The sequence below is a fragment of the Streptomyces sp. TSRI0107 genome (assembly GCF_001905845.1).
Lineage (GTDB): Bacteria > Actinomycetota > Actinomycetes > Streptomycetales > Streptomycetaceae > Streptomyces.
In genome coordinates this window covers 1-22,517 of sequence record NZ_LIVZ01000011.1, presented here as the reverse complement: position 1 = coordinate 22,517, position 22,517 = coordinate 1, and the positions used below count along the sequence as shown (strand labels likewise).

18 protein-coding genes and 1 riboswitch are annotated in these 22,517 nt (G+C 70.7%); of the genes, 5 read left to right on the top strand and 13 right to left on the bottom strand.

Annotation, left to right across the window (positions count from 1 at the left end; all coding sequences use genetic code 11):
• Positions 1-89: 89 nt before the first annotated feature.
• Positions 90-1,607, bottom strand: a complete 1,518-nt coding sequence (locus AMK31_RS27655) for a glutamate-cysteine ligase family protein (RefSeq protein WP_073943395.1) — start codon at positions 1,605-1,607, stop codon at positions 90-92.
• Between the two features lie 583 nt (positions 1,608-2,190).
• Between AMK31_RS27655 and AMK31_RS27650 the strand changes: the two genes are divergently transcribed.
• Together AMK31_RS27650 and AMK31_RS27645 are read left to right on the top strand one after the other, a co-directional pair.
• Positions 2,191-2,775 carry a hypothetical protein gene (locus AMK31_RS27650; RefSeq protein WP_073943394.1) on the top strand — a complete coding sequence of 195 codons (585 nt, stop codon included), beginning with the start codon at positions 2,191-2,193 and terminating at the stop codon, positions 2,773-2,775.
• Between the two features lie 306 nt (positions 2,776-3,081).
• Complete coding sequence (locus AMK31_RS27645) at positions 3,082-3,288, top strand: DUF5999 family protein (RefSeq protein ID WP_073943393.1); 207 nt, start codon at positions 3,082-3,084, stop codon at positions 3,286-3,288.
• 59 nt (positions 3,289-3,347) lie between these two features.
• Here the strand turns inward: AMK31_RS27645 and AMK31_RS27640 are convergent, their stop codons facing one another.
• Entirely contained in the window at positions 3,348-4,859 is a 1,512-nt protein-coding gene (locus AMK31_RS27640; RefSeq protein ID WP_073943392.1) for a glycoside hydrolase family 43 protein, read from the bottom strand.
• 142 nt (positions 4,860-5,001) lie between these two features.
• On the opposite strand from AMK31_RS27640, the gene AMK31_RS27635 reads away from it, so the two are divergent.
• Together AMK31_RS27635 and AMK31_RS27630 are read left to right on the top strand one after the other, a co-directional pair.
• Positions 5,002-5,565, top strand: coding sequence for a hypothetical protein (locus AMK31_RS27635; RefSeq protein ID WP_073943391.1), 564 nt, complete (start codon positions 5,002-5,004; stop codon positions 5,563-5,565).
• Positions 5,566-5,638: 73 nt separating this feature from the next.
• Positions 5,639-6,034, top strand: coding sequence for a TOBE domain-containing protein (locus AMK31_RS27630; protein ID WP_241842736.1), 396 nt, complete (start codon positions 5,639-5,641; stop codon positions 6,032-6,034).
• A gap of 123 nt (positions 6,035-6,157) precedes the next feature.
• On the opposite strand, the gene gcvP is transcribed toward AMK31_RS27630, so the two are convergent.
• The gene (gcvP, locus tag AMK31_RS27625) at positions 6,158-9,043 is read right to left on the bottom strand and encodes an aminomethyl-transferring glycine dehydrogenase (protein ID WP_073943389.1); all 2,886 of its coding nucleotides are present in this window, start codon (positions 9,041-9,043) and stop codon (positions 6,158-6,160) included.
• Positions 9,044-9,219: 176 nt separating this feature from the next.
• Positions 9,220-9,315: riboswitch (glycine riboswitch) on the bottom strand.
• Positions 9,316-9,429: 114 nt separating this feature from the next.
• On the opposite strand from gcvP, the gene AMK31_RS27620 reads away from it, so the two are divergent.
• Complete coding sequence (locus tag AMK31_RS27620; RefSeq protein ID WP_198948585.1) at positions 9,430-9,801, top strand: PRC-barrel domain-containing protein; 372 nt, start codon at positions 9,430-9,432, stop codon at positions 9,799-9,801.
• Positions 9,802-11,355: 1,554 nt separating this feature from the next.
• On the opposite strand, the gene AMK31_RS27610 is transcribed toward AMK31_RS27620, so the two are convergent.
• The 10 genes from AMK31_RS27610 to AMK31_RS27565 all read right to left on the bottom strand — a co-directional run bounded on the left by AMK31_RS27610 (position 11,356) and on the right by AMK31_RS27565 (position 22,351).
• Positions 11,356-13,368, bottom strand: coding sequence for a DNA polymerase IV (locus AMK31_RS27610; protein ID WP_385313109.1), 2,013 nt, complete (start codon positions 13,366-13,368; stop codon positions 11,356-11,358).
• Between the two features lie 267 nt (positions 13,369-13,635).
• A complete protein-coding gene (locus AMK31_RS27605; RefSeq protein WP_073943386.1) occupies positions 13,636-14,277 on the bottom strand; it encodes a MerR family transcriptional regulator in 642 nt (213 codons plus the stop codon).
• Positions 14,278-14,522: 245 nt separating this feature from the next.
• Positions 14,523-14,996: a bifunctional nuclease family protein gene (locus AMK31_RS27600; RefSeq protein ID WP_004002801.1), complete on the bottom strand. Its 474-nt coding sequence runs from the start codon at positions 14,994-14,996 to the stop codon at positions 14,523-14,525.
• A gap of 135 nt (positions 14,997-15,131) precedes the next feature.
• Positions 15,132-15,869, bottom strand: a complete 738-nt coding sequence (gene ftsR / locus AMK31_RS27595) for a transcriptional regulator FtsR (protein ID WP_073943385.1) — start codon at positions 15,867-15,869, stop codon at positions 15,132-15,134.
• A gap of 43 nt (positions 15,870-15,912) precedes the next feature.
• The gene (locus tag AMK31_RS27590; RefSeq protein WP_073943384.1) at positions 15,913-16,875 is read right to left on the bottom strand and encodes an FHA domain-containing protein; all 963 of its coding nucleotides are present in this window, start codon (positions 16,873-16,875) and stop codon (positions 15,913-15,915) included.
• A 61-nt stretch (positions 16,876-16,936) separates the two neighbouring features.
• Complete coding sequence (locus tag AMK31_RS27585) at positions 16,937-17,770, bottom strand: DUF881 domain-containing protein (protein ID WP_073943383.1); 834 nt, start codon at positions 17,768-17,770, stop codon at positions 16,937-16,939.
• Between the two features lie 5 nt (positions 17,771-17,775).
• Entirely contained in the window at positions 17,776-18,108 is a 333-nt protein-coding gene (locus AMK31_RS27580) for a small basic family protein (protein WP_003988855.1), read from the bottom strand.
• Positions 18,105-19,034, bottom strand: a complete 930-nt coding sequence (locus tag AMK31_RS27575) for a DUF881 domain-containing protein (protein ID WP_073943382.1) — start codon at positions 19,032-19,034, stop codon at positions 18,105-18,107. Before AMK31_RS27575 ends, AMK31_RS27580 begins: the two co-directional genes overlap by 4 nt.
• A gap of 99 nt (positions 19,035-19,133) precedes the next feature.
• Positions 19,134-21,629: a mannose-1-phosphate guanyltransferase gene (locus AMK31_RS27570; RefSeq protein ID WP_073943381.1), complete on the bottom strand. Its 2,496-nt coding sequence runs from the start codon at positions 21,627-21,629 to the stop codon at positions 19,134-19,136.
• A 116-nt stretch (positions 21,630-21,745) separates the two neighbouring features.
• The gene (locus AMK31_RS27565; protein ID WP_073943380.1) at positions 21,746-22,351 is read right to left on the bottom strand and encodes a CDP-alcohol phosphatidyltransferase family protein; all 606 of its coding nucleotides are present in this window, start codon (positions 22,349-22,351) and stop codon (positions 21,746-21,748) included.
• Positions 22,352-22,517: the final 166 nt, after the last annotated feature.

Here is a 22,517-nt window from a genome sequence, read left to right as displayed (position 1 = left end):
GCCCTCCCACCACCCCTGACCGGTGCGCCGAGAGGCCCCGTCCGCCGCGCACGCAGTGACCCGGCCCTCGACCGAACGGCTCCCCCCGCTCAGCCGGCCACCACTGGCTCCCGCAGCCCCACCGGCCACAGATGCACCGGCTCCCCCTCCCGCATCAACTCGGCGTACCGCCGCGTCGTCGCGGCCAGTGCCGCTTCCCTCGACAGCCCCGCCTCCAGGGCCCGGTGGAACGTCGCGACCTGCCAGGACGCGCCGTTCACCCGGCGCCGGCACCGCTCGTCGATCACGCCGAGGTAGAAGTCCCGGTCGGCGGGCTCCACCCCCCACGCGTCCAGCCCGGCCGAGGCCAGCGGCAGCAGTTCGTCGCGTACGAGGCTCACCGCGTCGACCTCGGTGAGGCCGCCGTAGCGCCCGCGCCGCGGCCAGGTGAAGCGTGCCTCGATGCCGTACCGGCACGCCGCGTCGAAGTTGGCCGCCGCGTCCTCGAACGGCAGCCGGGTCCACACCGGCCGCGCCTCCTCGGCCAGCGCGCGGACCAGGCCGTAGTAGAACGCCGCGTTGGCGACGACGTCGGTCACGGTCGGCCCGGCCGGCAGCACGCGGTTCTCCACGCGCAGATGGGGGACGCCGTCGGCGATGCCGTACACCGGCCGGTTCCAGCGGTACACCGTGCCGTTGTGCAGCACCAGCTCGGCGAGCTTGGGCACGCCGCCCGCGTCCAGCACGGCCAGCGGGTCCTCGTCGTCGCAGATCGGCAGCAGCGCCGGGAAGTAGCGCAGGTTCTCCTGGAACAGGTCGTGCGCGGAGGACACCCACCGCTCCCCGAACCAGGTCCGCGGGCGCACGCCCTGGGCCTGGAGCTCGGGCGGACGCGTGTCGGTGGACTGCTGGAACAGCGGCGGCCGGGACTCCCGCCACAGTTCCCGTCCGAACAGGAAGGGCGAGTTCGCGCCCACGGCGATCTGCGCGGCCGACGCCGCCTGCGCCGCGTTCCACACGGCGGCGAAGCGGCCCGGGGTGACCTGGAGGTGCAGCTGCACGGAGGTGCACGCGGCCTCGGGGGCGATGGACTTGGACGTGCAGACGAGGTGTTCCACGCCGTCGATGTCGAGCGTGAAATCCTCGCCGCGGGCGGCCACGATCTGGTCGTTGAGCAGGGTGTAGCGGTCGACGGCGGAAAGGTTCGTGGAGACCAGGTCGTCGCGTTCCAGGGTCGGCAGAATGCCGATCATCACGATTCCCGCGTCGACCTCCCCGGCCTTTCGGTGGGCATATGCCAGCGCGGTACGGAGTTCCTCGGCGAGCTGGTCGAATACCCGCGCACCCAGCCGGTGCGGGGCGATGTTCACTTCCAGGTTGAACATGGCGAGTTCTGTTTGGAAGTCGCGGCTGGCGATCCTTTCGAGGACCTCGCCGTTCAGCATTTTCGGCATGCCGTCGCCACCCGCGAGATTCAGCTCTATCTCCAGGCCCATGAGATTCTTCGGCCGGTCGAACCGCTGCTCCTCCAGGAGTCGCTCCAGCCCCTTCAGGCACTGCTGGAGCTTGTCGCGGTAGCGCTGCCGATCGGACAGGTCGAACGCGCCTGCCACGACCTTCTCCCCCATCGAAGCGTCCCTCCTTCGGCGGGCAGGCCGGACGGTCCGGCCCCCGGTGTCCGGTGCAGGGGGGATGATGCCCAGCCGAAGCGATCCATAACGTCCCCGGCCGAGGCCCCGGACGGCTACTCTGGTCACGCCGACCGGAATGATCGACGGCACATTCATCAGGCATGACGCAGAAGGCAATTTCCGGCACTCCACCCACTCGTGAAAAACGCCGACGACAATGCGCCGACCGCAGCGCCGCTATTAGCCGAGGTCACCGCCGCGCAGCCGGCCCGGAATCGGGATGATTCCACATGTATCGTCGCCGCCTCACCGGCTGAATGACACCTTGCCGGAGTGCCCTGAATCAGCTAGATGAAACAACGAGTGAACAAGTGTCGTATAAACTCCGCGAACAAGGCAGAGAAGGTTGGCGCCCGGCCTCCGGAGCCTGCCGCCGATACCCCGCGGCAGCCCCCGTACACACACATCCCTCGTGCACGGACCCCGGCCCGCCTCTCTGACCTTCATGAGCTGACAGCGCCGTCCGCCCAGCCCTGCCCTCCTCGCGCCACCGTGCCTGTCGAATGAGAGGCGACCCACCATGCCGCTGCATGTCCCCCCGGCTCCCGCGCCCGCACTTCGCTCCGTCCTCACGGCACTCGGTTCCCCCACCGCGGTCCGCGAGGCTCGAACTCCCTCCCTGCGCGCCGTGCAGGGTCCCGTCACTCCCGAGCTGCCCCTGCCCGTCCACGTCCTCGACAGCGTCAGCGCCAAGGGCGTGGCAGCCACCCGGCTGGCCGGCTGGCGTTTCCTGATCCGCTCCGGCGACCGGTCCGTGGCCGCCGCCGAGAGCCGGCTGACCCCCGACGGGTGGGCGTTCTCCCACTTCTTCGAGGGGCCGTACATCCCGTCCACCGAGCGCGCGCTGGCGCAGGCCGAGACCCTGCCCCAGGCCTACCAGCCGCGTCTTCTGTCCGTACCCAGCCTCTACATGCTCACCCTCTGGCTGCACGGCGACCCCACCGCGGACGGCGCCGCCGGCCACCCCGCGGCCACCGACCTGCTGGTCCCGCTGGCGCCCGCCCCGCCCGGCATCGCGGCCCACCGCCCGCACCGGGTCGCCGATCTGCTCCCGGTGCTGACCCTGCGGGCGACACCGACACCGCTGCTGGGCTCACCCGCCTGAGGTCGCAGATCGAAGACAGCGCGTTCCGTACCCCGTCGCGGCGACTCCGCGGCGGGGTACGGCCGTTCGCCCCGGCCCGCCCGCCGAAGGCACCCCCCTTCCGGACTAGCCCCTTCCGACCACCCCGAACCACCCAAAGGGACAGTGCAGTTGGGATGAACCGTCCGCGTGGGTGACGCGTCATGAACCTGTGAGAAGCGGTGCTGCGAAATCCCTGCGGATCGACGCCCGCGGGGCAACACTGGGTTCCGACCGACTTATCCAACGGGGGCGGCCATGAACACGACAGAGCGAGAGACCTCACCAATGTGCCAGCACCAGCCACCGTGCCCGACCGCCGACTCCGCCGACCGGGAATCCGCCCGACTCGTGGCGCACCACCCGGAGCAGGGATGGAGCCTGCTGTGCAACGGCGTCGTCCTCTTCGAGGACACCGGTGAGCTCCTGCCGGACGGCCGGATCATCGCCCCGCACCGTCCGCAGGACACCGGTCAGGTGATGACAGCCGCCTGAGCGGCACGGTTCGAACGGGGCCGGCCCACGGACCGGCCCCACCTCGCGCCGGGTGCCCGTCAGTCGCCGGCCCGGTAGTCGAACCAGTCGAACGCCGCCCGTCCCTCGGTGGCGTACATCCCGATCACCCGGCCCGTGAACCCGCCGGCGACCTCGGTGGACAGATAACGCCCGTCCAGCTCAGCGAGCGTCACGGACCCGTCCGGGCCCTCGACGGAGAAGGCGAGCGTGTCGGGCCCGCCCGACCGCAGCCCCGGGCTGTCCTCGCCGGGCAGTACGGCCGTCGGCGGACGTACGCCGGTCGTGCGGATGCCGACGGCGAGGGTGACCGGCCCCGGCGGCACCGGATGCTCCGCGAGGACCTGCCGGACCGGACCGATCCGGGCGATCACGCTCGCCACCCCCTGGGCGACCTCCAGGTCGTAGTGGTGCGCCTCGTCCAGCCGGACCGAGAGCCCGGCCCGCGCGTCCGCCGGGTCCAGCCGTACCGCCGCCCGGCAGTCGTGATGCTGCTGCCGGCGTCCGACGAAGGTGTGACCGGGGCGGTCGAGGCTGTCCCCGGTCGCGGTGAGCGTCAGCCACCCAGGCCGCTCGGTCAGCGACCAGGAGCCCTCGGCGCGGCGGCGCGGGGAGATCCAGTAGGGGGCGAGTGCGGTGCCGTCGAAGTCGTCCCGCGCCGGGTCGGCCGCCTGCGGGTGCCAGGCCGCGGGCGCCGGATGCCGATCCCGTACGGGGCCCACCCGGGGCCAGCCGTCGACCCACTCCACCGGCGCCAGGAACGTCTCGCGGCCGAGGACGTGGAACTCCGGGAAGTAGCCGCGCGGCCGGGTGCCGAGCAGCACCATCCACCAGCTGCCGTCGGCCGCCTCGACCAGGTCGGCGTGCCCGGTGCACTGGACCGGCTCCCGGGTACCGCTGTGGGACAGGACCGGGTTGTGCGACGCCGGTTCGTAGGGGCCCAGCGGGGAGCGGGCGCGGGCGACGGAGACGGAGTGGCCGCGCGCGGTGCCGCCCTCGGCCACCAGCAGGTACCACCAGTCCCCCACCCGGTACAGGTGCGGCCCTTCCGGGTCCCGCTTCCCCGACCCCGACCACACCGGCACCGGACCTTCCAGCACCTTCCCCGTCGCCGGCTCGATCCGGGCCAGACCGACCCCGGCCAGCGCGACCCAGCAGGTGCCGTCGTCGTCCCAGGCCAGGTCGGGGTCGATGCCGGGCAGGTCGATCCAGACCGGGTCGGACCAGGGGCCCTCGGGCCGCTCGCTGGTCACGATGAAGTTGCCCCCACCGCCGACGTTGGTGGTGATGACGTGGAACCGGCCGTCGTGGTGGCGGATCGTCGGCGCGTAGATCCCGCCCGACGCCGGGACCTCGTCCGGCACCGGCAACTGCTCCGGCCGGTCCAGCACGTTGCCGATCCGCCGCCAGTGCACCAGGTCGCGGCTGTGGAAGACCGGTATGCCGGGGAAGTACTCGAAGCTGGAACAGACCAGGTAGTAGTCCTCGCCGACCCGGCACACGCTGGGGTCGGGGTGGAAGCCGGGGACGACGGGGTTCTCGTATGTCCGCATGCGTAGCAAGCCCTTTCTGAAGTCACCCCAAGCCTGCGACGCCGGCGACCCGGGCAAACCCGCGTCAAGAAACTCCCGCCGACCCGTCAGAGTCACGTCAAGCCGCGCCGTCCACGCCCGCCGGGACCCTAACGTCGAACACATGACGCCCTTCGACAGCGCAAGAGGCGAACTGTCCCGCTTACCCGAGCGGCACTCCGGCCCCACGGCCTCCGACCGTCACTGGACACGCCACCGGGGCAGCGCCCTGGCCTGTGCGGCCGCACTTCTCTCCACGCTGATCCTCACCGACTGGGCCGCCGGCACCCTCGCTCCCTGGCGCGGCGTGATCTGGCTGACCCTGTCCGCGCTGCTCTTCCTCATGCTGTGCCCACCCCGCGTGACGGCCGGACCGGGCTGGCTGGAGACACGGTCCCTGCTGCGCACCCGGCGGCTCCGCACCGATCTGCTGGTCACCGTGCGCTGCCACGGCGGCGTCGCCCAGCGCGTCATGCTGCGTGACGCGTTCGGCGACTGGGTCGAACTCGACCCCCAGGTGCTCGTCGACAACCCTGACCTGTGGCGCCACCTCGACGCGGGCGCCCACCACTCCGAGAGCACGGGCACCCTGCGGTGCGGACGCTCCGCGCTGCGCCGCCTGATCCGGCACGTCGACCACGAGACCGCCCTGGCCGTGTTCCGGGTGTCGGGCCTGGAGGAGCCATGACCTACCTGGTCGAGGCGTGACCTACCTGGTCGCGGGTGTCGGTCGACCGCGAGGCGGCCCTATCGTGACGGACATGCACTCCTACACGATCGGTCAGGCCGCGCGACTGCTCGGTGTCAGCCCCGACACCGCACGCCGCTGGGCGGACGCCGGCCGGTTCGCGACCCACCGTGACGACACCGGGCGGCGGCTCATCGACGGACGGGACCTCGCCGCCTTCTCCGTCGAACTCGCGCAGTCCGGCAACGCCGAGGAGGAGACCCCGTACACCTCGGCCCGCAACGCCTTCCCCGGCATCGTCACCGCGATCAAGCTCGGCGACATCGCCGCCCAGGTCGAGATCCAGGCCGGCCCGCACCGCCTGGTCTCCCTGCTCACCCGAGAGGCGGTGGAGCAGCTGGGCCTGGAGGTCGGCATGGAGGCCACCGCGCGGGTGAAGTCGACGAATGTCCATATCGACCGCACCTGACGTCCTGGCGCCCCCTGCCCGCTGACACCGGCGCACAGTCGCCGCCGTACACCCGCCCGAGACGCGGTGAGGGCTCCGCTTCGGCCGATCGGCCGAAGCGGAGCCCTCACCGTGCGGGAACGATCAGTCCTCGTACGCGTCCAGCGGCGGGCACGAGCACACCAGGTTCCGGTCACCGAACGCCTGGTCGATCCGGCGCACCGGCGGCCAGTACTTGTCGGCGACCGAGACCCCGGCCGGGAACACGGCCTCGTCACGGGCGTACGCGTGGTCCCACTCCCCGCCGACCGCGGCCGCGGTGTGCGGCGCGTTGCGCAGCGGGTTGTCGTCCGCGGGCCACTCGCCGGAGCCGACCTTCTCGATCTCCGCGCGGATGGCGATCATCGCGTCGCAGAACCGGTCGAGCTCGGTCAGGTCCTCGGACTCGGTCGGCTCGATCATCAGCGTGCCGGCCACGGGGAACGACATGGTCGGCGCGTGGAAGCCGTAGTCGATGAGCCGCTTGGCGACGTCGTCGACGCTCACGCCGGTCGCCTTGGTCAGCGGACGCAGGTCGATGATGCACTCGTGCGCGACCAGCCCGCCCGGGCCGGTGTACAGGACCGGGTAGTGCGGCTCCAGGCGCTTGGCGATGTAGTTCGCGCTGAGCACGGCCACCTGCGTGGCCCGCTTCAGGCCCTCGCCGCCCATCAGCCGGACGTACGCCCAGGAGATCGGCAGGATGCCGGCGGAGCCCCACGGCGCCGCCGAGACCGGGCCGACGCCCGTCTCGGGACCGGCGGCCGGCTGGAGCGGGTGGTTCGGCAGGTACGGCGCCAGGTGCTCGCGGACGGCCACCGGACCGACGCCGGGACCGCCGCCGCCGTGCGGGATGCAGAACGTCTTGTGCAGGTTCAGGTGCGAGACGTCACCGCCGAAGTGCCCCGGCTTGGCCAGGCCGACCAGCGCGTTGAGGTTGGCGCCGTCGACGTACACCTGGCCGCCGGCCTCGTGGACCTGCGCGCAGATGTCGGAGACGTGCTCCTCGAACACACCGTGGGTCGAGGGGTACGTGATCATCAGCACCGACAGCTCGTCGCGGTACTGCTCGATCTTGGCCCGCAGGTCGTCGACGTCGATCTCGCCGTCCTCGGCCGTCTTGACGACGACCACCTTCATCCCGGCCATGACCGCGCTCGCGGCGTTCGTCCCGTGCGCGGAGGACGGGATCAGGCACACGGTGCGCTGCTCGTCGCCGTTGGCCCGGTGGTAGCCGCGCACGGCCAGCAGACCGGCCAGCTCGCCCTGCGAACCGGCGTTCGGCTGCAGCGACACCTTGTCGTAGCCGGTGACCTCGGCGAGACGTTCCTCCAGCTCGCGGATGAGCGTGAGGTACCCCTCCGCCTGCTCGGCGGGCACGAACGGGTGCAGCTGGCCGAACTCCGGCCAGGTGACCGGCTCCATCTCGGTGGTCGCGTTGAGCTTCATGGTGCAGGAGCCCAGCGGGATCATGCCGCGGTCGAGCGCGTAGTCACGGTCGGCGAGCCGGCGCAGGTAGCGCAGCATCGCGGTCTCGGAGCGGTGCTGCTGGAAGACGGGGTGGGTGAGGTACGCGTCGGTGCGCAACAGCGCGCCCGGCAGGGCGTCCTCGGTGGCCGCGTCCAGCGCCTCGACGTCGCCCTCGACGCCGAAGGCGGTCCATACGGCGGTCAGCTGGGCCCGCGTGGTGGTCTCGTCGCAGGCGATCGACACCAGGTCGGCGTCGACGAGCCGCAGGTTGACGCCGTTCTCGCGCGCGGCGGCCACGACCTCGGCGGCCCGGCCCGGCACGCGCACGGTCAGCGTGTCGAAGTAGGCGCCGTGAACGATCTCGGCCCCGCCGTTCGCCAGGCCCGCGGCCAGGATCGACGCGTACCGGTGGGTGCGCCGCGCGATGCCCTTCAGGCCCTCGGCCCCGTGGTAGACGGCGTACATGCCGGCCATCACGGCGAGCAGCACCTGCGCTGTACAGATGTTGCTGGTCGCCTTCTCACGGCGGATGTGCTGCTCACGGGTCTGGAGCGCGAGGCGGTACGCCTTGTTCCCGTCGGCGTCCACGGACACGCCGACGAGCCGCCCGGGCAGGCTGCGCGCGAACTTCTCGTGGACGGCCATGTAACCGGCGTGCGGCCCGCCGAAGCCCATCGGCACGCCGAACCGCTGCGTCGTGCCCACGGCGATGTCCGCGCCCAGCTCACCGGGCGACTTCAGCAGCGTCAGCGCGAGCAGGTCGGCGGCGACGGTGACGAGCGCGCCCCGCTCGTGCGCCTGGTCGACGATCGGCTTGATGTCCCGTACGGCACCGGAGGCGCCGGGGTACTGGACGAGCACACCGTTGATCTCGCGGCCGTCCAGCTCGGCCGGGATGCCCTCGGAGAGGTCGGCGACGACGACCTCGACGCCGGTCGGCTCGGCGCGGGTCTCGATCACGGCGATGGTCTGCGGCATCGCGTCCGCGTCGACCAGGAACAGGCCCTTCTTGTTCTTGCCCATGCGCCGGGACAGGGCCATCGCCTCGGCGGCGGCCGTGCCCTCGTCCAGCAGCGAGGCGCCGGAGGTCGGCAGCCCCGTCAGATCGGCGACCACGGTCTGGAAGTTCAGCAGTGCCTCGAGACGCCCCTGGGAGATCTCCGGCTGGTACGGCGTGTACGCCGTGTACCAGGCGGGGTTCTCCATCACGTTCCGGAGGATGACGGGCGGCGTGAAGGTGCCGTAGTACCCGAGCCCGATCATGGAGCCGAGGACCTGGTTGCGGTCGGCCAGCGACCGCAGCTCGGCCAGCACCTCGGCCTCGGTGCGCGCCCCCGGCAGGTCCAGGGCGTCGGCGTTCTTGATCACATCCGGGACCGCGGCGGCGGTCAGCTCGTCCAGCGAGCCGTAGCCGACCTGCGCGAGCATCTTGGCCCGAGCCTCCAGGTCGGGCCCGATGTGGCGCTGCTCGAACGGGATGCCCTGTTCGAGCTCGGAGAGCGGAATGCGGGGGGCGGTCATTGCGGAGGCCTCCTGGTCTGACGCGACCTGCGAGGGGCACCACGGCGCGGGTGCCCGGACGGCCTCCCCCTCTGTCATCTCAACCTGAGAGTTTCACCGGACCACCCGAGGGGACCCGGCTTTCACCGTCGGTGAGAGCGGAAGCCGTCGACACCCGCCCTGCTTTCCAGAGTGACCTCGTCCGTGCGGTACATGGGCCTGAGAGATTCCGGGGAGGATTTGCTCCTTCGGCGCCTCCGATGGTGTCCGGAGGACTCTCCCGCACGGGGTCAGCAGCCGTTTGCCAGCGTACCAGCGAGGTCAACGCCCAGGCGTTCGAGTGGCCGGGTTCACCATTGTGCTCTTTCGTAGTGCTTACGGATGAGTTGCGACCACGTGGAGGGCCCGTGCAGACCGATATCGATCCGCGCAACCTGATCGGCCGCAAGGCGTTCGACCGCAACGGCACCAAGATCGGCACCATCGACGAGGTCTACCTCGACGACGCGACCGGCGTGCCGGAGTGGGCCGCCATACGCACCGGCCTGTTCAGCAGGGACGCCTTCGTCCCCCTCGAACCCAGCGAACTGGTCGAGGGCAGCCTCCACGTCCCCTTCGAACGCGCCCTGATCAAGGACGCCCCCGACTTCGGCGTGGGCCGCCACCTCTCGCCCGAACAGGAACTCCAGCTCTACCACCACTACGGCCTCGACATCGCGCCCCCACCGGTCCTGCCGGACCACGACTTCGGGAAACTGGCGGGCACGGACGAGACCTGAGCCCCCGGGGTGAGCGGCCACGGCAAACCCGAACCGCGCACCCACCGGCTTCACCCACCGAGCCGGTTCGGCACAACGCCACTCAGCCACTCACCCCGGGCACCACCTGAGCACCACCCCTGGCGACGTCCCCGGCGGCTTGGCCGCACCTGACGGCTTCTGAGCCCCCGGTCGCTCGCCCCTCCCCGGCGGCTTCCGAGTTCCCGGCATCTGCTGAGTCCCCGGCCGCTTGGCCATACCTGACGGCCTCGCCTTCCCCGGCCACTCGGCCCTGCCCGGCGGCCTCTGAGTCCCCGGGCGTTTGGCCTTCCCCGGCGCTCTCCGAATCCCCGGCAGCCTCTGAGCCCCCGGCTCCTTGGCCCTTGGCCATACCTGGCGGCCTCGCCCTTCCCGGCGGCCTCCGAGTTTGCGGCGGCTTCTGAGTCCCCGGCTGCCTGGCCATCCCTGACGGCCTCGCCCTCCCCAGCCACTCGGCCCTGCCCGACAGCCTCCGAGTTCCCGGTCGCTTCTGAGTCCCCGGCGGCCTGCCCGCACCTGGCGGCCCCCAAGTCCCCGGTCGCTCGGCCCTCACCGGCGGCCTCCGAGTTCCCGGCATCTGCTGAGTCCCCGGCTGCCTGGCCATCCCTGACGGCCTCGCCCTCCCCAGCCACTCAGCCCTACCCGACAGCCTCCGAGTTTGCGGCGGCTTCTGAGTCCCCGGCCGCTTGGCCGTACCCGGCACTCTCCAAGTCCCCGGCGGCCTCCGAGTCCCCGGCTGCCTGGCCATCCCTGACGGCCTCGCCCTCCCCAGCCACTCGGCCCTGCCCGACAGCCTCCGAGTTCCCGGTCGCTTCTGAGTCCCCGGCGGCCTGCCCGCACCTGGCGGCCCCCAAGTCCCCGGTCGCTCGGCCCTCACCGGCGGCCTCCGAGTTCCCGGCATCTGCTGAGTCCCCGGCCACTTGGCCGTACCCGGCACTCTCCAAGTCCCCGGCGGCCTCCGAGTCCCCGGCTGCCTGGCCATCCCTGACGGCCTCGCCCTCCCCAGCCACTCGGTCCTGCCCGACAGCCTCCGGGTTCCCGGTCGCTTCTGAGTCCCCGGCGGCCTGCCCGCACCTGGCGGCCCCCAAGTCCCCGGTCGCTCGGCCCTGCCCGGCGGCCTCCGAGTTTGCGGCATCTGCTGAGTCCCCGGCCACTTGGCCGTACCCGGCACTCTCCAAGTCCCCGGCGGCCTCTGAGTCCCCGGCTGCCTGGCCATCCCTGACGGCCTCGCCCTCCCCAGCCACTCGGCCCTGCCCGGCGGCCTCCGAGTTTGCGGCGGCCTCCGGGTCCCCGGTCGCGTGCTGTTCCCCGGCAGCCTCGCCATCTCCCGCCGCCCGGCCCTCCCGGCCGCTCGGCCATCCCTGGCGCCTCGCCATCTCCGACTGGGGCCTTCCCCGGCCGCCTCATCGTCCCGGCACCCCGGCCGTCCCCGTCGGCTTCGCCATCCCAGCGCGCATCGCCTTCCGGGGCAGCCCCGCCGTTTCCAGGCGCTCCGCCGTCCCCGCCCGCTCGGCCATCGCTGGCGGCTGCACCATCTCAGGCGGCTTGGTCTGGCCTGGCGGCCTCACCGTCCCCGGCGGCTCGGCCTTCCCCAGCAACGTCGATGTCCCCGGTGGTTTCGCCATCTGCGGGCGCTTCGCCTGCCCTGGCAGCGTCGGCGCTTCCAGGCGCTCCGCAATCTCCAGAAGCTTGGCCATCGCTGGCGGCCTCGCCATCTCCGGCGGCTTGGCCTTCCCTGACGGCCTCATCGTCCCGGGCAGCTTCTTCCTCCCCAGGGACGTCTGTGGCCTCGCTATCTCCCAGGGCTTGGCCTTCCCCGGCGGCCTCGCCATCTCCGCGTACCCGGCGATCCTCTGCGGCCTCGCCATCCGGGGGGGCTTCGCTGTTCCCAGCAGCTCGGTCTTTCCGAGCAGCCTCATCATCACCGACGGCCACGCGACCGCGTCCGGCGGCTTCCCCTTCCCAGGTGGTCTCGTCGGCTCCGGGCGCTTCGCCGTCCTCGGCGGCTCGACCTTCCCTGGCGGCCTCGCCACCTCCGGCCACTCGGCCGTCCCCGGCGACCTTGCGACCCCCGCCAGCCTCGCTGGCTCCGGGCGCCTGGCCGTCCCCGGAACCCTCGGTGCCTCCGCGACCCCCATCGGCTCCATCCCCGACGGCCTCACCGACCCCGCATACCTCGCGGCCCCCAGCCACCTCGTCTCCCGAGAGGCCGCCAGGTCTCCGCGCAACCAGCGGCAACGGCTCAGCCGGCTCAAGGGCCGGATCGTCGATCCGGAACGTCCGCACGCGCCCCGGCTCCGAGTCCGGCCTCTCGAATCGCACGGTCACCCGCCCTAGCCCACTGCCCTGCACCCACCCGTGCCCGTACTCGGCGTGCCGCACGTCGTGACCCGCCCGCCAGTGCCGCTCGGCCGGCTCCGCCTCCCCGGGGACGCGCACGTCGACCGCCTGGTCCTCCTCGTCCTCCTCGCGCTCCCCCGCCGCCTGCGCGAACAGGTCCTCCTGCGTGTAGTCCGCGAGCCCGCTGACCCCGACGCCGAGCAGCCGGACACCGCCCGTCGTGTCCACGGAGTCCAGCAGCCGCGCCGCCGCCTCCCGCACCACCGCCGGGTCGTCCGTGGGCCCGCGGAGGGTCTCGGAGCGGGTCAGCGTGGAGAAGTCGTACCTGCGTACCTTCAGCACGATGGTCCGCCCGGACAGCCCCGCGCCGCGCAGCCGCCGTACACACCGGTCCGCCAGCCGCCGCACCTCCAGCCCCACCCGGAGCCGGTCGTGGATGTCCACGTCGTAGGTGTCCTCGACCGACACCGACTTGGCTTCCCGCTCGGCCACCACAGGCCGGTCGTCCCGCGCCAGCGCCATCGCGTGGAGCGCCTGCCCGTGCGCCTTGCCCAGCAGCCGCACCAGCTCGTCCTCGCCGGCCTCGGCGATGTCGTCGACCGTGGTGATGCCGGCCCGCCGCAGATGGTCGCCGGTGGCCGGGCCCACCCCGGGCAGGGTCCGCACGGACATCGGCCCGAGCAGCGCCCGCTCCGTCCCCGGCGGGATCAGCACCAGCCCGTCGGGCTTCGCCTGCTCGGATGCGATCTTCGCGAGCATCTTGGATGCGGCCAGCCCCACCGACCCCGTCAGCCCGGTCACCGCCCGGATGTCCGCGCGCAGCTTGGCCCCCGCCAGCCGCGCCGACTGCTCGTCCCAGGCCGCTCCCCCGGCCTCCAGGTCCACGAACGCCTCATCGAGGCTCAACGGCTCCACCAGCGGCGACAGCGCCCTGAGCAGCGCCATGACCTGCTCGCTGATCGACCGGTACAGCTGGAAGCGCGGCACGAGATACGCCGCGTTCGGCGCCAGCCGCCGTGCCTGCCCCATCGGCATCGCGGAGTGCACCCCGAAGACCCGTGCCTCGTACGACGCGGTGGCGACCACGCCCCGCGGCCCCAGCCCGCCCACGACGACGGCCTTCCCGCGCAGGCTCGGCTTCGACGCCTGCTCCACCGAGGCGAAGAAGGCATCCATGTCGAGATGCAGGATCGTGGGCGCGTTTCTCACATCTCCGATGCTGCACCACACCACTGACAATGGGCCCGCACGAACGGACCGCGACAGCGACAGCGACGGCCGCAGCGGAGCGGGAACGCTCCCATACGCCACTCGCCGCTCCGGAAACACGTTTCAGCAGCCCTCACAGCCGCTGTGACGCCCCTTCCGGTACCAGGGGGCCCACGAGTCCCCACCCGAGGCCCACCGGCACTCCACGACAGCCCCGTGACCGTCTCCGACCACTCCGCTGCCGCGCCGGACCTCTTCGCGACCGGCTCAGACAGCCCGGTTGCGCCGCCGGGCCAGTTCGTCCGCCGGATTGTGCCCGACGAGCGTCTCCCCCGTGTCGATGCGCTCCCCGTGAAGCTGAGACAGCGCGTTCTCCACATCCCGCCAGACCACACCGACCGCGATCCCGAAGATCCCCTGACCGCCCTGGAGCAGCGCGTGCACCTCGTCGGGCGACGTGCACTCGTAGACCGTCGCGCCATCGCTCATCAGCGTCATACGCTCAAGATCACGGAACCCGCGTTCCCTGAGATGCTGGACGGCGGTGCGGATGTTCTGCAACGACACCCCGGTGTCGAGGAACCGCTTGACGATCTTCAGGACGACGACGTCCCGGAAGCTGTAGAGACGCTGGGTGCCCGACCCGTAGGCGGGCCGCACGCTCGGCTCGACCAGCCCGGTGCGCGCCCAGTAGTCCAGTTGCCGATAGGTGATGCCCGCCGCGGCACACGCCGTCGGGCCCCGGTAGCCGACCTCCTCGGCCTCCTCGGACGATGCCCCTCCGCCGCCGGGCACAGCCGTCGGCCGCTGCGCAGGGTGATCGGCCGCCCGCCCAAGCGGGTACGGACCGCTCTCCCCGAAACTGCGTCCGGGGGCACCCCCAGCCGTACCGTCGCCGCTGTTTCTCACGCCGACCTCCGTCCTTGACCTGCCTTCTCGACGGTAGGCAGTCACCAAGGGTGCGTCAACGATCGCCACACTCGGCACGCCGAGTGATAATCACCCTAAGAGTGGTTTCCCGTGCCCCACCGCGGGGAAAGGCTAGCCGAATGCTCTCGGCGGAAGCCGCAGGACGCTCTCACTCGCCGCCGGCAAATGCCCACGGCGTCCTGTGACAGGCGCGGCCCGGCCGAGGTCCGCCGGACCGCCCCGACTCACTGGCTGCTGGTCCCGAAGTCCTCGGGCGAGATCTGGTCGAGGAACTCCCGGAACTTCTCGACCTCGTCCTCCTGCTCATCCGGAATGGCGATACCCGCGTCGTCCAGCACCCCGTCACTGCCGTAGATCGGCGTTCCGGTGCGCAGGGCCAGCGCTATGGCATCGGACGGGCGGGCGCTCACCTCGACCCCGCTCGCGAAGACCAGCTCCGCGTAGAAGACGCCTTCACGCAGATCCGTGATGCGTACTTCGGTGAGCTCCTGGCCGACGGCCTCCAGCACGTCCTTGAACAGGTCGTGGGTCAGCGGTCGTGCGGGGGCCATGCCCTGCTGGGCGAAGGCGATCGCCGTCGCCTCCCCGGGCCCGATCCAGATGGGGAGGTAACGGTCGCCTCCCACTTCGCGCAGGAGCACGATCGGTTGGTTGGAGGGCATCTCGACCCGGACACCTACGACATCGAGCTCGTTCACACAGCAACCCTAGGCCGTGCTCGGGACGTTTGGGTAGTCGGGCCGACATCAGGTGCCCGATCCCGGCCGTCCCGGCCCCCTCGGACACCGTTCGCCACCCCGGCCGAGCGGGGCCCGCGGGCAGCGCGTCCCAGCTCAGGGCAGGCGCACCCCGAGCGCGGTCTGCACCAGCGCCGAGTGCAGCCTCACCGCGAGACCGGCCAGTTCCTTGGCCCGCGCTTCCGCGTGCGCCCTGGTCTGCGGGTTGCGGTGGCGCCTCAGCGGGGCCACCACCTGGTCCACCAGCCCGGCCTCTCGGTCGGCCGCGGCCTTCATCGAACGCAGATGACGCGGCTCGATCCCGAACCGCCCCAGCTCCGCGACCAGCGTCGCGACGGTGACGGTCTCCGCGTCGTACACCCCGTCCGACAGCGCCGTGACCAGCCCGTACGACTCCCACTCGGCCAGCTGGAGCTCGTCGATCCCGGCGGCGGCCAGCAGCTCGGCCCGCCCGATCCGGGCCGCCGTGGGCCCCTCGGCCGGCTCCAGGACGGCCTCGCCGTCACGTTGCCGGCCGAGCACGGGAAGGCGTACGTCCTCGCCCCGCTCCAGCGCGTCGAGGTGTTCACGGATCACTTTGAGCGGCAGATAGTGGTCCCGCTGCATCCTCAGGACGTGACCGAGACGCTCGACGTCACCGGCGCTGAACTTGCGATACCCCGAGGGGGTCCGCTGCGGCTCGATCAGTCCCTCCGACTCCAGGAAACGGATCTTGGAGATGGTGACTTCGGGGAACTCCTCGCGCAGCAGGTTCAGCACCATGCCGATGCTCATCAGCCCACTGTCCGCGGCGGCGGTACCGTGCCCGGCACCGCCGCTCGGTGTTTGAAGCATGGACCTTCCCTGGGGTTTCCCCCGGACTGCGTCTGGGGGAGGGTCAGATGCCCTGCCGGCTGGCGTAGAAGACCAGTCGGTACTTGCCGATCTGTACCTCGTCGCCGTTCGCCAGAGCGACCTGGTCGATCCGCTCACGGTTGACGTAGGTGCCGTTGAGGCTGCCCACGTCCGCCACCGTGAACGAGCCGTCCGGGCTGCGCCGGAACTCCACATGCCGCCGGGAGACCGTCACGTCGTCCAGGAAGATGTCGCTCTGCGGATGACGCCCGGCCGTGGTCAGGTCGCCGTCCAGCAGGAAGCGGCTGCCCGAGTTCGGACCGCGGCGCACCACCAGCAGCGCGGAGCCCAGCGGCAGCGCGTCGACGGCGGCCTGCGCCTCCGGGGAGAGCGTGGGCATCGGCGTCTGGCCGGTGGCCTCGGCGTCGTAGGCCTCCAGACCGCTGATGGAGATCGTGGAGGTCGTCTCCGACGGACGCTCCGCCGCCGCACCCGCCCGCAGCGGCGCACCGCAGTTGGAACAGAAGCGGCTGCTCTCCGCGTTGCGGTTACCGCACCTCGTACACACCAGGACCGACATCGACGGATCCTCCTGCCGCGGCTGCCCCGCCGGCGCATTGGACGCGTACGGACCAGAGGAGAACCCTCCACCCGTACTTGAGGTTGACGGTTGCCCGAAACCTATGCCGCCGGACTGGGCAGGGTCAACAGACGGCGCGCCCTGACCTCCCGAAATGTCACCGCCCGGACCAGCCACCTGGTCCCGGAACAGCGGGCGCTGGCCCTCCGCGTCAGGCTGTGCGCGATGACGAGCGGTGGCGTTGTTGTCGCTACCCTCTCGCGCGCTCTTGCCGAACAACTTCGCAAACAACTTCACGGGCGATTCCCCTTGACCGAAACAGACCCGCCCGTGGGGCAGGACGAACCCTGATTGCACACACTGGCCGAGCCGGACATCTTCACAACGTCCGTGTCCACCAGACAGTTTCCACCACGCACCACCCAATCGGTGCGGCGACCCCCCGCAAGCTCATGCCCCCGCCGGACGTCCCCCATGCACCGCCGGTTCACTGGGAGGACGACCGAGCGTAGTCAGGTCGCTTCGCAGCTCGCAAGGCGTCCACGACGATCTTGTCCGACCGCTCGACGGTCACGGTGGCCTGCTCCTTCTCAAGCGTCTGCACCACGCCTCCAGGGATGTTGAGCGCCGGTTCGAGGTCCTGCGGCTTGCCGATGACCTTGAAACGATAGGGCGCGTTGATCTTGTTCCCGTCGACGGCCACGCTTTCGCCGGAATCCGTCAGGAACGTGCTCGCGACCACCCGCACGCCGTTCACCTGGATCGCCTCCGCGCCCGCGGCGCGCAGCTCCTGGATCGCGTCGAGCAGCATGTCCGCCTCGACCGTTCCCTTCGGGGCCTCGATGGTCATCGTGATGCCGGTGCCCTCCGCGGCCACCGTGCCCGCGAGGACACCGAGTTGTCTCTCCTTCTCGATCGTCTGCCGACGGGCCTCCTCAGCCTGGTTCGAGCTGTTCTCCAGCTCGTCCCGCTGCGTCTCGAGATCCTGCTTCTCGTCTTCAAGACGCTGTGTGCGGTCGTCGAGTTCATCGAGGATGCGGACCAGATCCTCCTGCCGGGCTCCGCGCAGCGCGCTGTCCCCGTCGCTGTTCGACGCGACCTGCACGGCCAGCCCGAAGCCGAGGCCGAACAGCAGCACCGCCACGATGAGTTGGGCTCGCGTGACGCGCGGCGGCCACAGCCCCTGCACCAGCCGCTGCCGACCGGTCAGCGCGGGCTCGGCGGGCTCCTCGGGCTCCGGCGCCGGCGCTGGAATCGCCGGCACCTCCTCGGGCAGCTCCTTGCGCAGCCTGTTCTCGCCGGTCTCGTCCTGGGTGCTCATCGGCCTCACGCCCGGAACACGTGCCGGCGGATCGCCGCGGCGTTGGAGAAGATCCGGATGCCGAGGACGACCACGACTCCCGTGGACAGCTGGGCCCCCACGCCCAACTTGTCGCCCAGGAACACGATCAGCGCGGCGACGACCACGTTCGACAGGAACGACACCACGAAGACCTTGTCGTCGAAGATGCCGTCGAGCATGGCCCGAAGACCACCGAAGACGGCGTCCAGCGCCGCGACGACGGCGATCGGCAGATAAGGCTCGACGACCGCCGGAACCTCGGGCCGGACCAACAGGCCGGCCACGACTCCCACGACGAGGCCCAGTACGGCGATCACGATGTGCCTTTCTCAGTTCTCGGCTGTGCTGACTCGGATCTCGGCTGTGCGGTGCGCACGGTCACACTCGGCGCGGCCGGAAGCCGGAGATCGTCCTCCGCGGAGATCCCGGTCCGGATGCCGAAGTTCTCCTGCAGCGCATGCAGGTACAGCCCGTCCGCGCTGTTCTGGAACCGCCTGCTCAGCGTTTCCCCGTCCCCCACCGCGAGCACCGTGTACGGCGGCACCAGTGGCCGGTTGTCGACCAGTATGGCGTCACCCGCGGCCCTGATCGCCGACAGCGCGGTCAGCCGCTGCCCGTTGATCGAGACGGCTTCGGCGCCCGATTCCCACAGCCCGTTGACCACGCGCTGCATGTCGCGGTCGCGCACCCGTCCCGTGTCGGAGAAACCGGAGGTCCCGCGCGGGTCGGCGTCGCCGCCCACGCCGGCTTCCTTGGCGTCGTTGACGACCAGCTTCACCCCGGGCCCGTGCACCGCGGTGGCGCCCGACAGGATGCCCATCAGCTCCGTGCGCTCGCCCTCGCCGGTGTGCTTGAGGGCCTCGCGCTGCCGTGCGCCGACCTCGTTGCGCAGCTCGTCGACATCGTTCTCCAGCGCGTCGGCGGCCTCGGTCTCCCGGTCGATGCGGTCGATCAGCTCCTCGCGCTCCTTGGCGAGAGCGGGAGCGGCCACCCGCGCCTGCGCGGCGCCGACGGTGACGACCAGGGCGGCCAGCACCAGACCGACGGCCAGCCCCAGCCGGGCCCGGAGCGTCTTCGGCATGCCGGCGGCCCCGACGGCCTTCTTCCGCTCCGCCGCCTCGGCGTACCCGTCGTCGAGGCTGTGGTCCATGACGTTGTTGAGCAGCGACATGGACGCGTCCGGACGCGCGGGCGGTCGCGTCGATGTGCTCCGAACGGGGGGCGGCTGCGGCATGCCGCACATCGTCGCATGTCGCGCCCAGTACCTCCGAATGGCCCCACCGACGTGCCGGACAGGCCCCCTTGGAAGGCACATGTCCGGCACGCGCGCGTGGAGGGTTCTTTACCGTCCGGCGCTGTCCACGACCGCCGACCACTCGTCGAGCAGGGCCTGCGCGGACGCGTCGTCCGGGCCCTCCGCCCACAGATGGGTGACCGCCTCCGCAGGGTCGGGCAGGACCATCACCCAACGACCGTCGGCCTCCACCACGCGGACACCGTCCGTGGTGTCCACGAAGCGCTCTCCGGCCGCCTCGACCACCCGCCGCATGACCAGACCCTTGACGGCCCACGGAGTCGCCAGATCCCGCTTGAGGACGTGCGCCCGCGGAATCCGCGCGTCGATCTGGCTGAGCGTGAGCTGTGTCCGCGCCACCAGCCCGATCAGCCGTACGAAGGCCGCCGTGCCGTCGAAGACACTGCTGAACTCCGGAACGATGAAGCCGCCCTTGCCGTCACCACCGAAGATCGTCGACTCCTCGGCCCCGACCCGCGTCAGATCGTCGGGCGAGGTGGTCGTCCACTCGACCTGGGTCCCGTGGTAGGCCGCCACCTGCTCGGCGATCCTCGTGGTGGTCACGGGCAGGGCCACACGCCCACTGCGCCGCTCCGCGGCCACCAGGTCGAGCATCACCAGCAGCGCCCGGTCGTCCTCGACGATCCGGCCCTTCTCGTCGACCAGCGACAGCCGCTCGCCGACAGGGTCGAACCGCACACCGAACGCCGCCCGCGCGGACGCGACGATCTCGCCGAGCCGCACCAGGCCCCGGCGTCGGGCCTCCTCCGACTCCGTCGGCCGGGACTCGTCCAGACCGGGGTTGATCGTCAGCGAATCCACGCCGAGCTTGCCCAGCAGGCTCGGCAGCACCAACCCCGCACTGCCGTTGGACGCGTCGACGACGACCTTGAGCCCGGACTCCGTGATCCCCGTCGTGTCGACGTTCCGCAGCAGCGAGCCCGTGTACGAGTCGAACACGCTCGCCGGGAAATGCAGGTCCCCGATCTCTCCGGGGAACGCCCGCCGGTACTCCTGCCGCGCGAACACCCGGTCCAGCTTCCGCTGGCTCGCCTGGGACAGATCCGCGCCCTGGCTGTCGAAGAACATGATGTCCACGGAGTCCGGCACGCCGGGCGTGGTCCGGATCATGATGCCGCCGGCACTGCCCCGCGCCGTCTGCTGCCGCGCCACCGGGAGCGGTACGTTCTCCAGGTCCCGTACGTCGATGGCGCTCGCCTGCAGCGCGGAGATGACCGCCCGCTTCAGCGCGCGAGCACCCCGGGAGTGGTCGCGGGCCGTGGTGACCGTCGAGCCCTTCTTCAGGGTGGTCGCGTAGGCGCCGGCCAGCCGGACCGCGAGCTCCGGGGTGATCTCGACGTTCAGAATGCCGGAGACGCCCCTGGCCCCGAAGAGATGCGCCTGGCCCCGGGATTCCCAGATGACCGAGGTGTTGACGAACGCACCGGCCTCGATCGTCTTGAACGGGTACACCCGCACGTTGCCCTGCACGATCGATTCTTCACCGACCAGGCATTCGTCGCCGATGACCGCGCCGTCCTCGATACGCGCGGCACGCATGATGTCGGTGTTCTTCCCGACCACGCATCCCCGCAGATTGCTGTGCTGCCCGACATACACGTTGTCGTGCACCACGGCCTTGTGCAGGAACGCCCCGCTCTTGACGACCACGTTCGAGCCCACGACGGTGTCCTCGCGGATTTCCGCGCCGGCCTCCACCTTGGCGTAGTCGCCGATGTAGAGCGGACCTCGCAGTACGGCGTCGGGATGCACCTCGGCACCTTCCGCCACCCACACACCCGGAGAGATCTCGAAGCCGTCGATCTCGACGTCGACCTTCCGCTCCAGGACATCGGCCTGGGCCTTCACATAGCTCTCGTGCGTGCCGACGTCCTCCCAGTAGCCCTCGGCGACATAGCCGTAGATCGGCTTGCCCTCCTTCATCAACTGCGGGAAGACATCGCCCGACCAGTCGACGGGAACGTCGGCCTCCACGTAGTTGAAGACCTCGGGCTCCATGACGTAAATGCCGGTGTTCACGGTGTCCGAGAAGACCTGCCCCCAGGTCGGCTTCTCGAGGAACCGCTCGACCTTGCCCTCTTCATCGACGATGGTGATGCCGAATTCCAGAGGATTGGGCACACGCGTCAGACAGACCGTGACCAGCGCGCCCTTTTCCTTGTGGAAGTTGATCAGATCGGTGAGGTCGAAGTCGGTCAGCGCGTCACCGGAGATGACGAGGAACGTGTCGTCCTTCAGCGCCTCCTCAGCGTTCTTCACGCTTCCCGCGGTACCGAGTGGCTTCTCCTCGTTGGCATAGGTGAGCTCCATTCCGAGCTCTTCGCCGTCACCGAAGTAGTTCTTGACCAGCGAGGCAAGGAACTGCACAGTTACGACGGTCTCGTTGAGCCCATGCCTTTTGAGCAGCCTCAGAACGTGCTCCATGATCGGCCGGTTGGCCACCGGCAGGAGCGGCTTGGGCATGCTTGAGGTCATGGGACGAAGGCGTGTGCCCTCGCCACCGGCCATCACGACGGCCTTCATGTCGGAAGCGTCCTCCTCGAAGAGACGACGGTCTAGCCGACTTCACCCGTCCGAAATTGTCGCGCACTTTTCCGCTGCGGGCCATCGCGCCGTTGCGACCGCACCATTCGGCGAGCTCAATCGGCCATGTCCGCCCGAACGAGACGGCGGACTTGTACCACGTAGAGGACTCCTGCCCACCAGTACAGCGTTGTACCCCATCCGGCGAACGCCCATCCGAAAATGGCAGCGAGTGACGAGAGCCAGCCAGTCCCGTCACTGAGCAACAGCAGCGGGAAGGCGTACATCAGGTTGAAGGTGGCGGCCTTGCCGAGGAAGTTCACCTGCGGCGGCGGATAGCCGTGCCGCCGGAGGATGCCCACCATCACCAGCAGAACCAGCTCTCGCGCCAGCAGTACAGCGGTCAACCAGATCGGCAGAATCTCGCGCCAGGTGAGCCCGACCAGGGTCGAGAGAATGTACAGCCGGTCAGCCGCGGGATCGAGCAGCCGGCCAAGGTTGCTGATCTGGTTCCAGCGCCGCGCCAGCTTGCCGTCCAGATAGTCGCTGACGCCGCTCAGGGCCAGTACCAGCAGCGCCCAGCCATCGCTCTTCGGACCGCCGAACTCCGGCCTGAGGATGAGCCACAGGAAGAGGGGCACGCCGACGAGTCGCGCCATGCTGAGGATGTTCGGGATGGTGAGGACCCGATCTGTCTGAACTCGGGTCTCCTGGACCTCCACCCGGGGGCCTCCTGTGGGAAAACGTGCCAACGATGCCCCCCGACCTTACCTCAACGCAAAAAAGCTCTGGCTCTTGGGCTGTCTGCCCAAGAGCCAGAGCTCTAAAGGGAGTTCGGCGGCGTCCTACTCTCCCACAGGGTCCCCCCTGCAGTACCATCGGCGCTGT

What these genes read in the sequence shown, in the direction of transcription:
- AMK31_RS27655 (WP_073943395.1), bottom strand. Translation starts at nt 1,607, where the DNA reads ATGGGGGAGAAGGTCGTGGCAGGCGCGTTCGACCTGTCCGATCGGCAG.
- AMK31_RS27650 (WP_073943394.1), top strand. Translation starts at nt 2,191, where the DNA reads ATGCCGCTGCATGTCCCCCCGGCTCCCGCGCCCGCACTTCGCTCCGTC.
- AMK31_RS27645 (WP_073943393.1), top strand. Translation starts at nt 3,082, where the DNA reads ATGTGCCAGCACCAGCCACCGTGCCCGACCGCCGACTCCGCCGACCGG.
- AMK31_RS27640 (WP_073943392.1), bottom strand. Translation starts at nt 4,859, where the DNA reads ATGCGGACATACGAGAACCCCGTCGTCCCCGGCTTCCACCCCGACCCC.
- AMK31_RS27635 (WP_073943391.1), top strand. Translation starts at nt 5,002, where the DNA reads ATGACGCCCTTCGACAGCGCAAGAGGCGAACTGTCCCGCTTACCCGAG.
- AMK31_RS27630 (WP_241842736.1), top strand. Translation starts at nt 5,639, where the DNA reads ATGCACTCCTACACGATCGGTCAGGCCGCGCGACTGCTCGGTGTCAGC.
- gcvP (WP_073943389.1), bottom strand. Translation starts at nt 9,043, where the DNA reads ATGACCGCCCCCCGCATTCCGCTCTCCGAGCTCGAACAGGGCATCCCG.
- ftsR (WP_073943385.1), bottom strand. Translation starts at nt 15,869, where the DNA reads ATGCTTCAAACACCGAGCGGCGGTGCCGGGCACGGTACCGCCGCCGCG.
- AMK31_RS27585 (WP_073943383.1), bottom strand. Translation starts at nt 17,770, where the DNA reads ATGAGCACCCAGGACGAGACCGGCGAGAACAGGCTGCGCAAGGAGCTG.
- AMK31_RS27575 (WP_073943382.1), bottom strand. Translation starts at nt 19,034, where the DNA reads ATGTGCGGCATGCCGCAGCCGCCCCCCGTTCGGAGCACATCGACGCGA.
- AMK31_RS27570 (WP_073943381.1), bottom strand. Translation starts at nt 21,629, where the DNA reads ATGAAGGCCGTCGTGATGGCCGGTGGCGAGGGCACACGCCTTCGTCCC.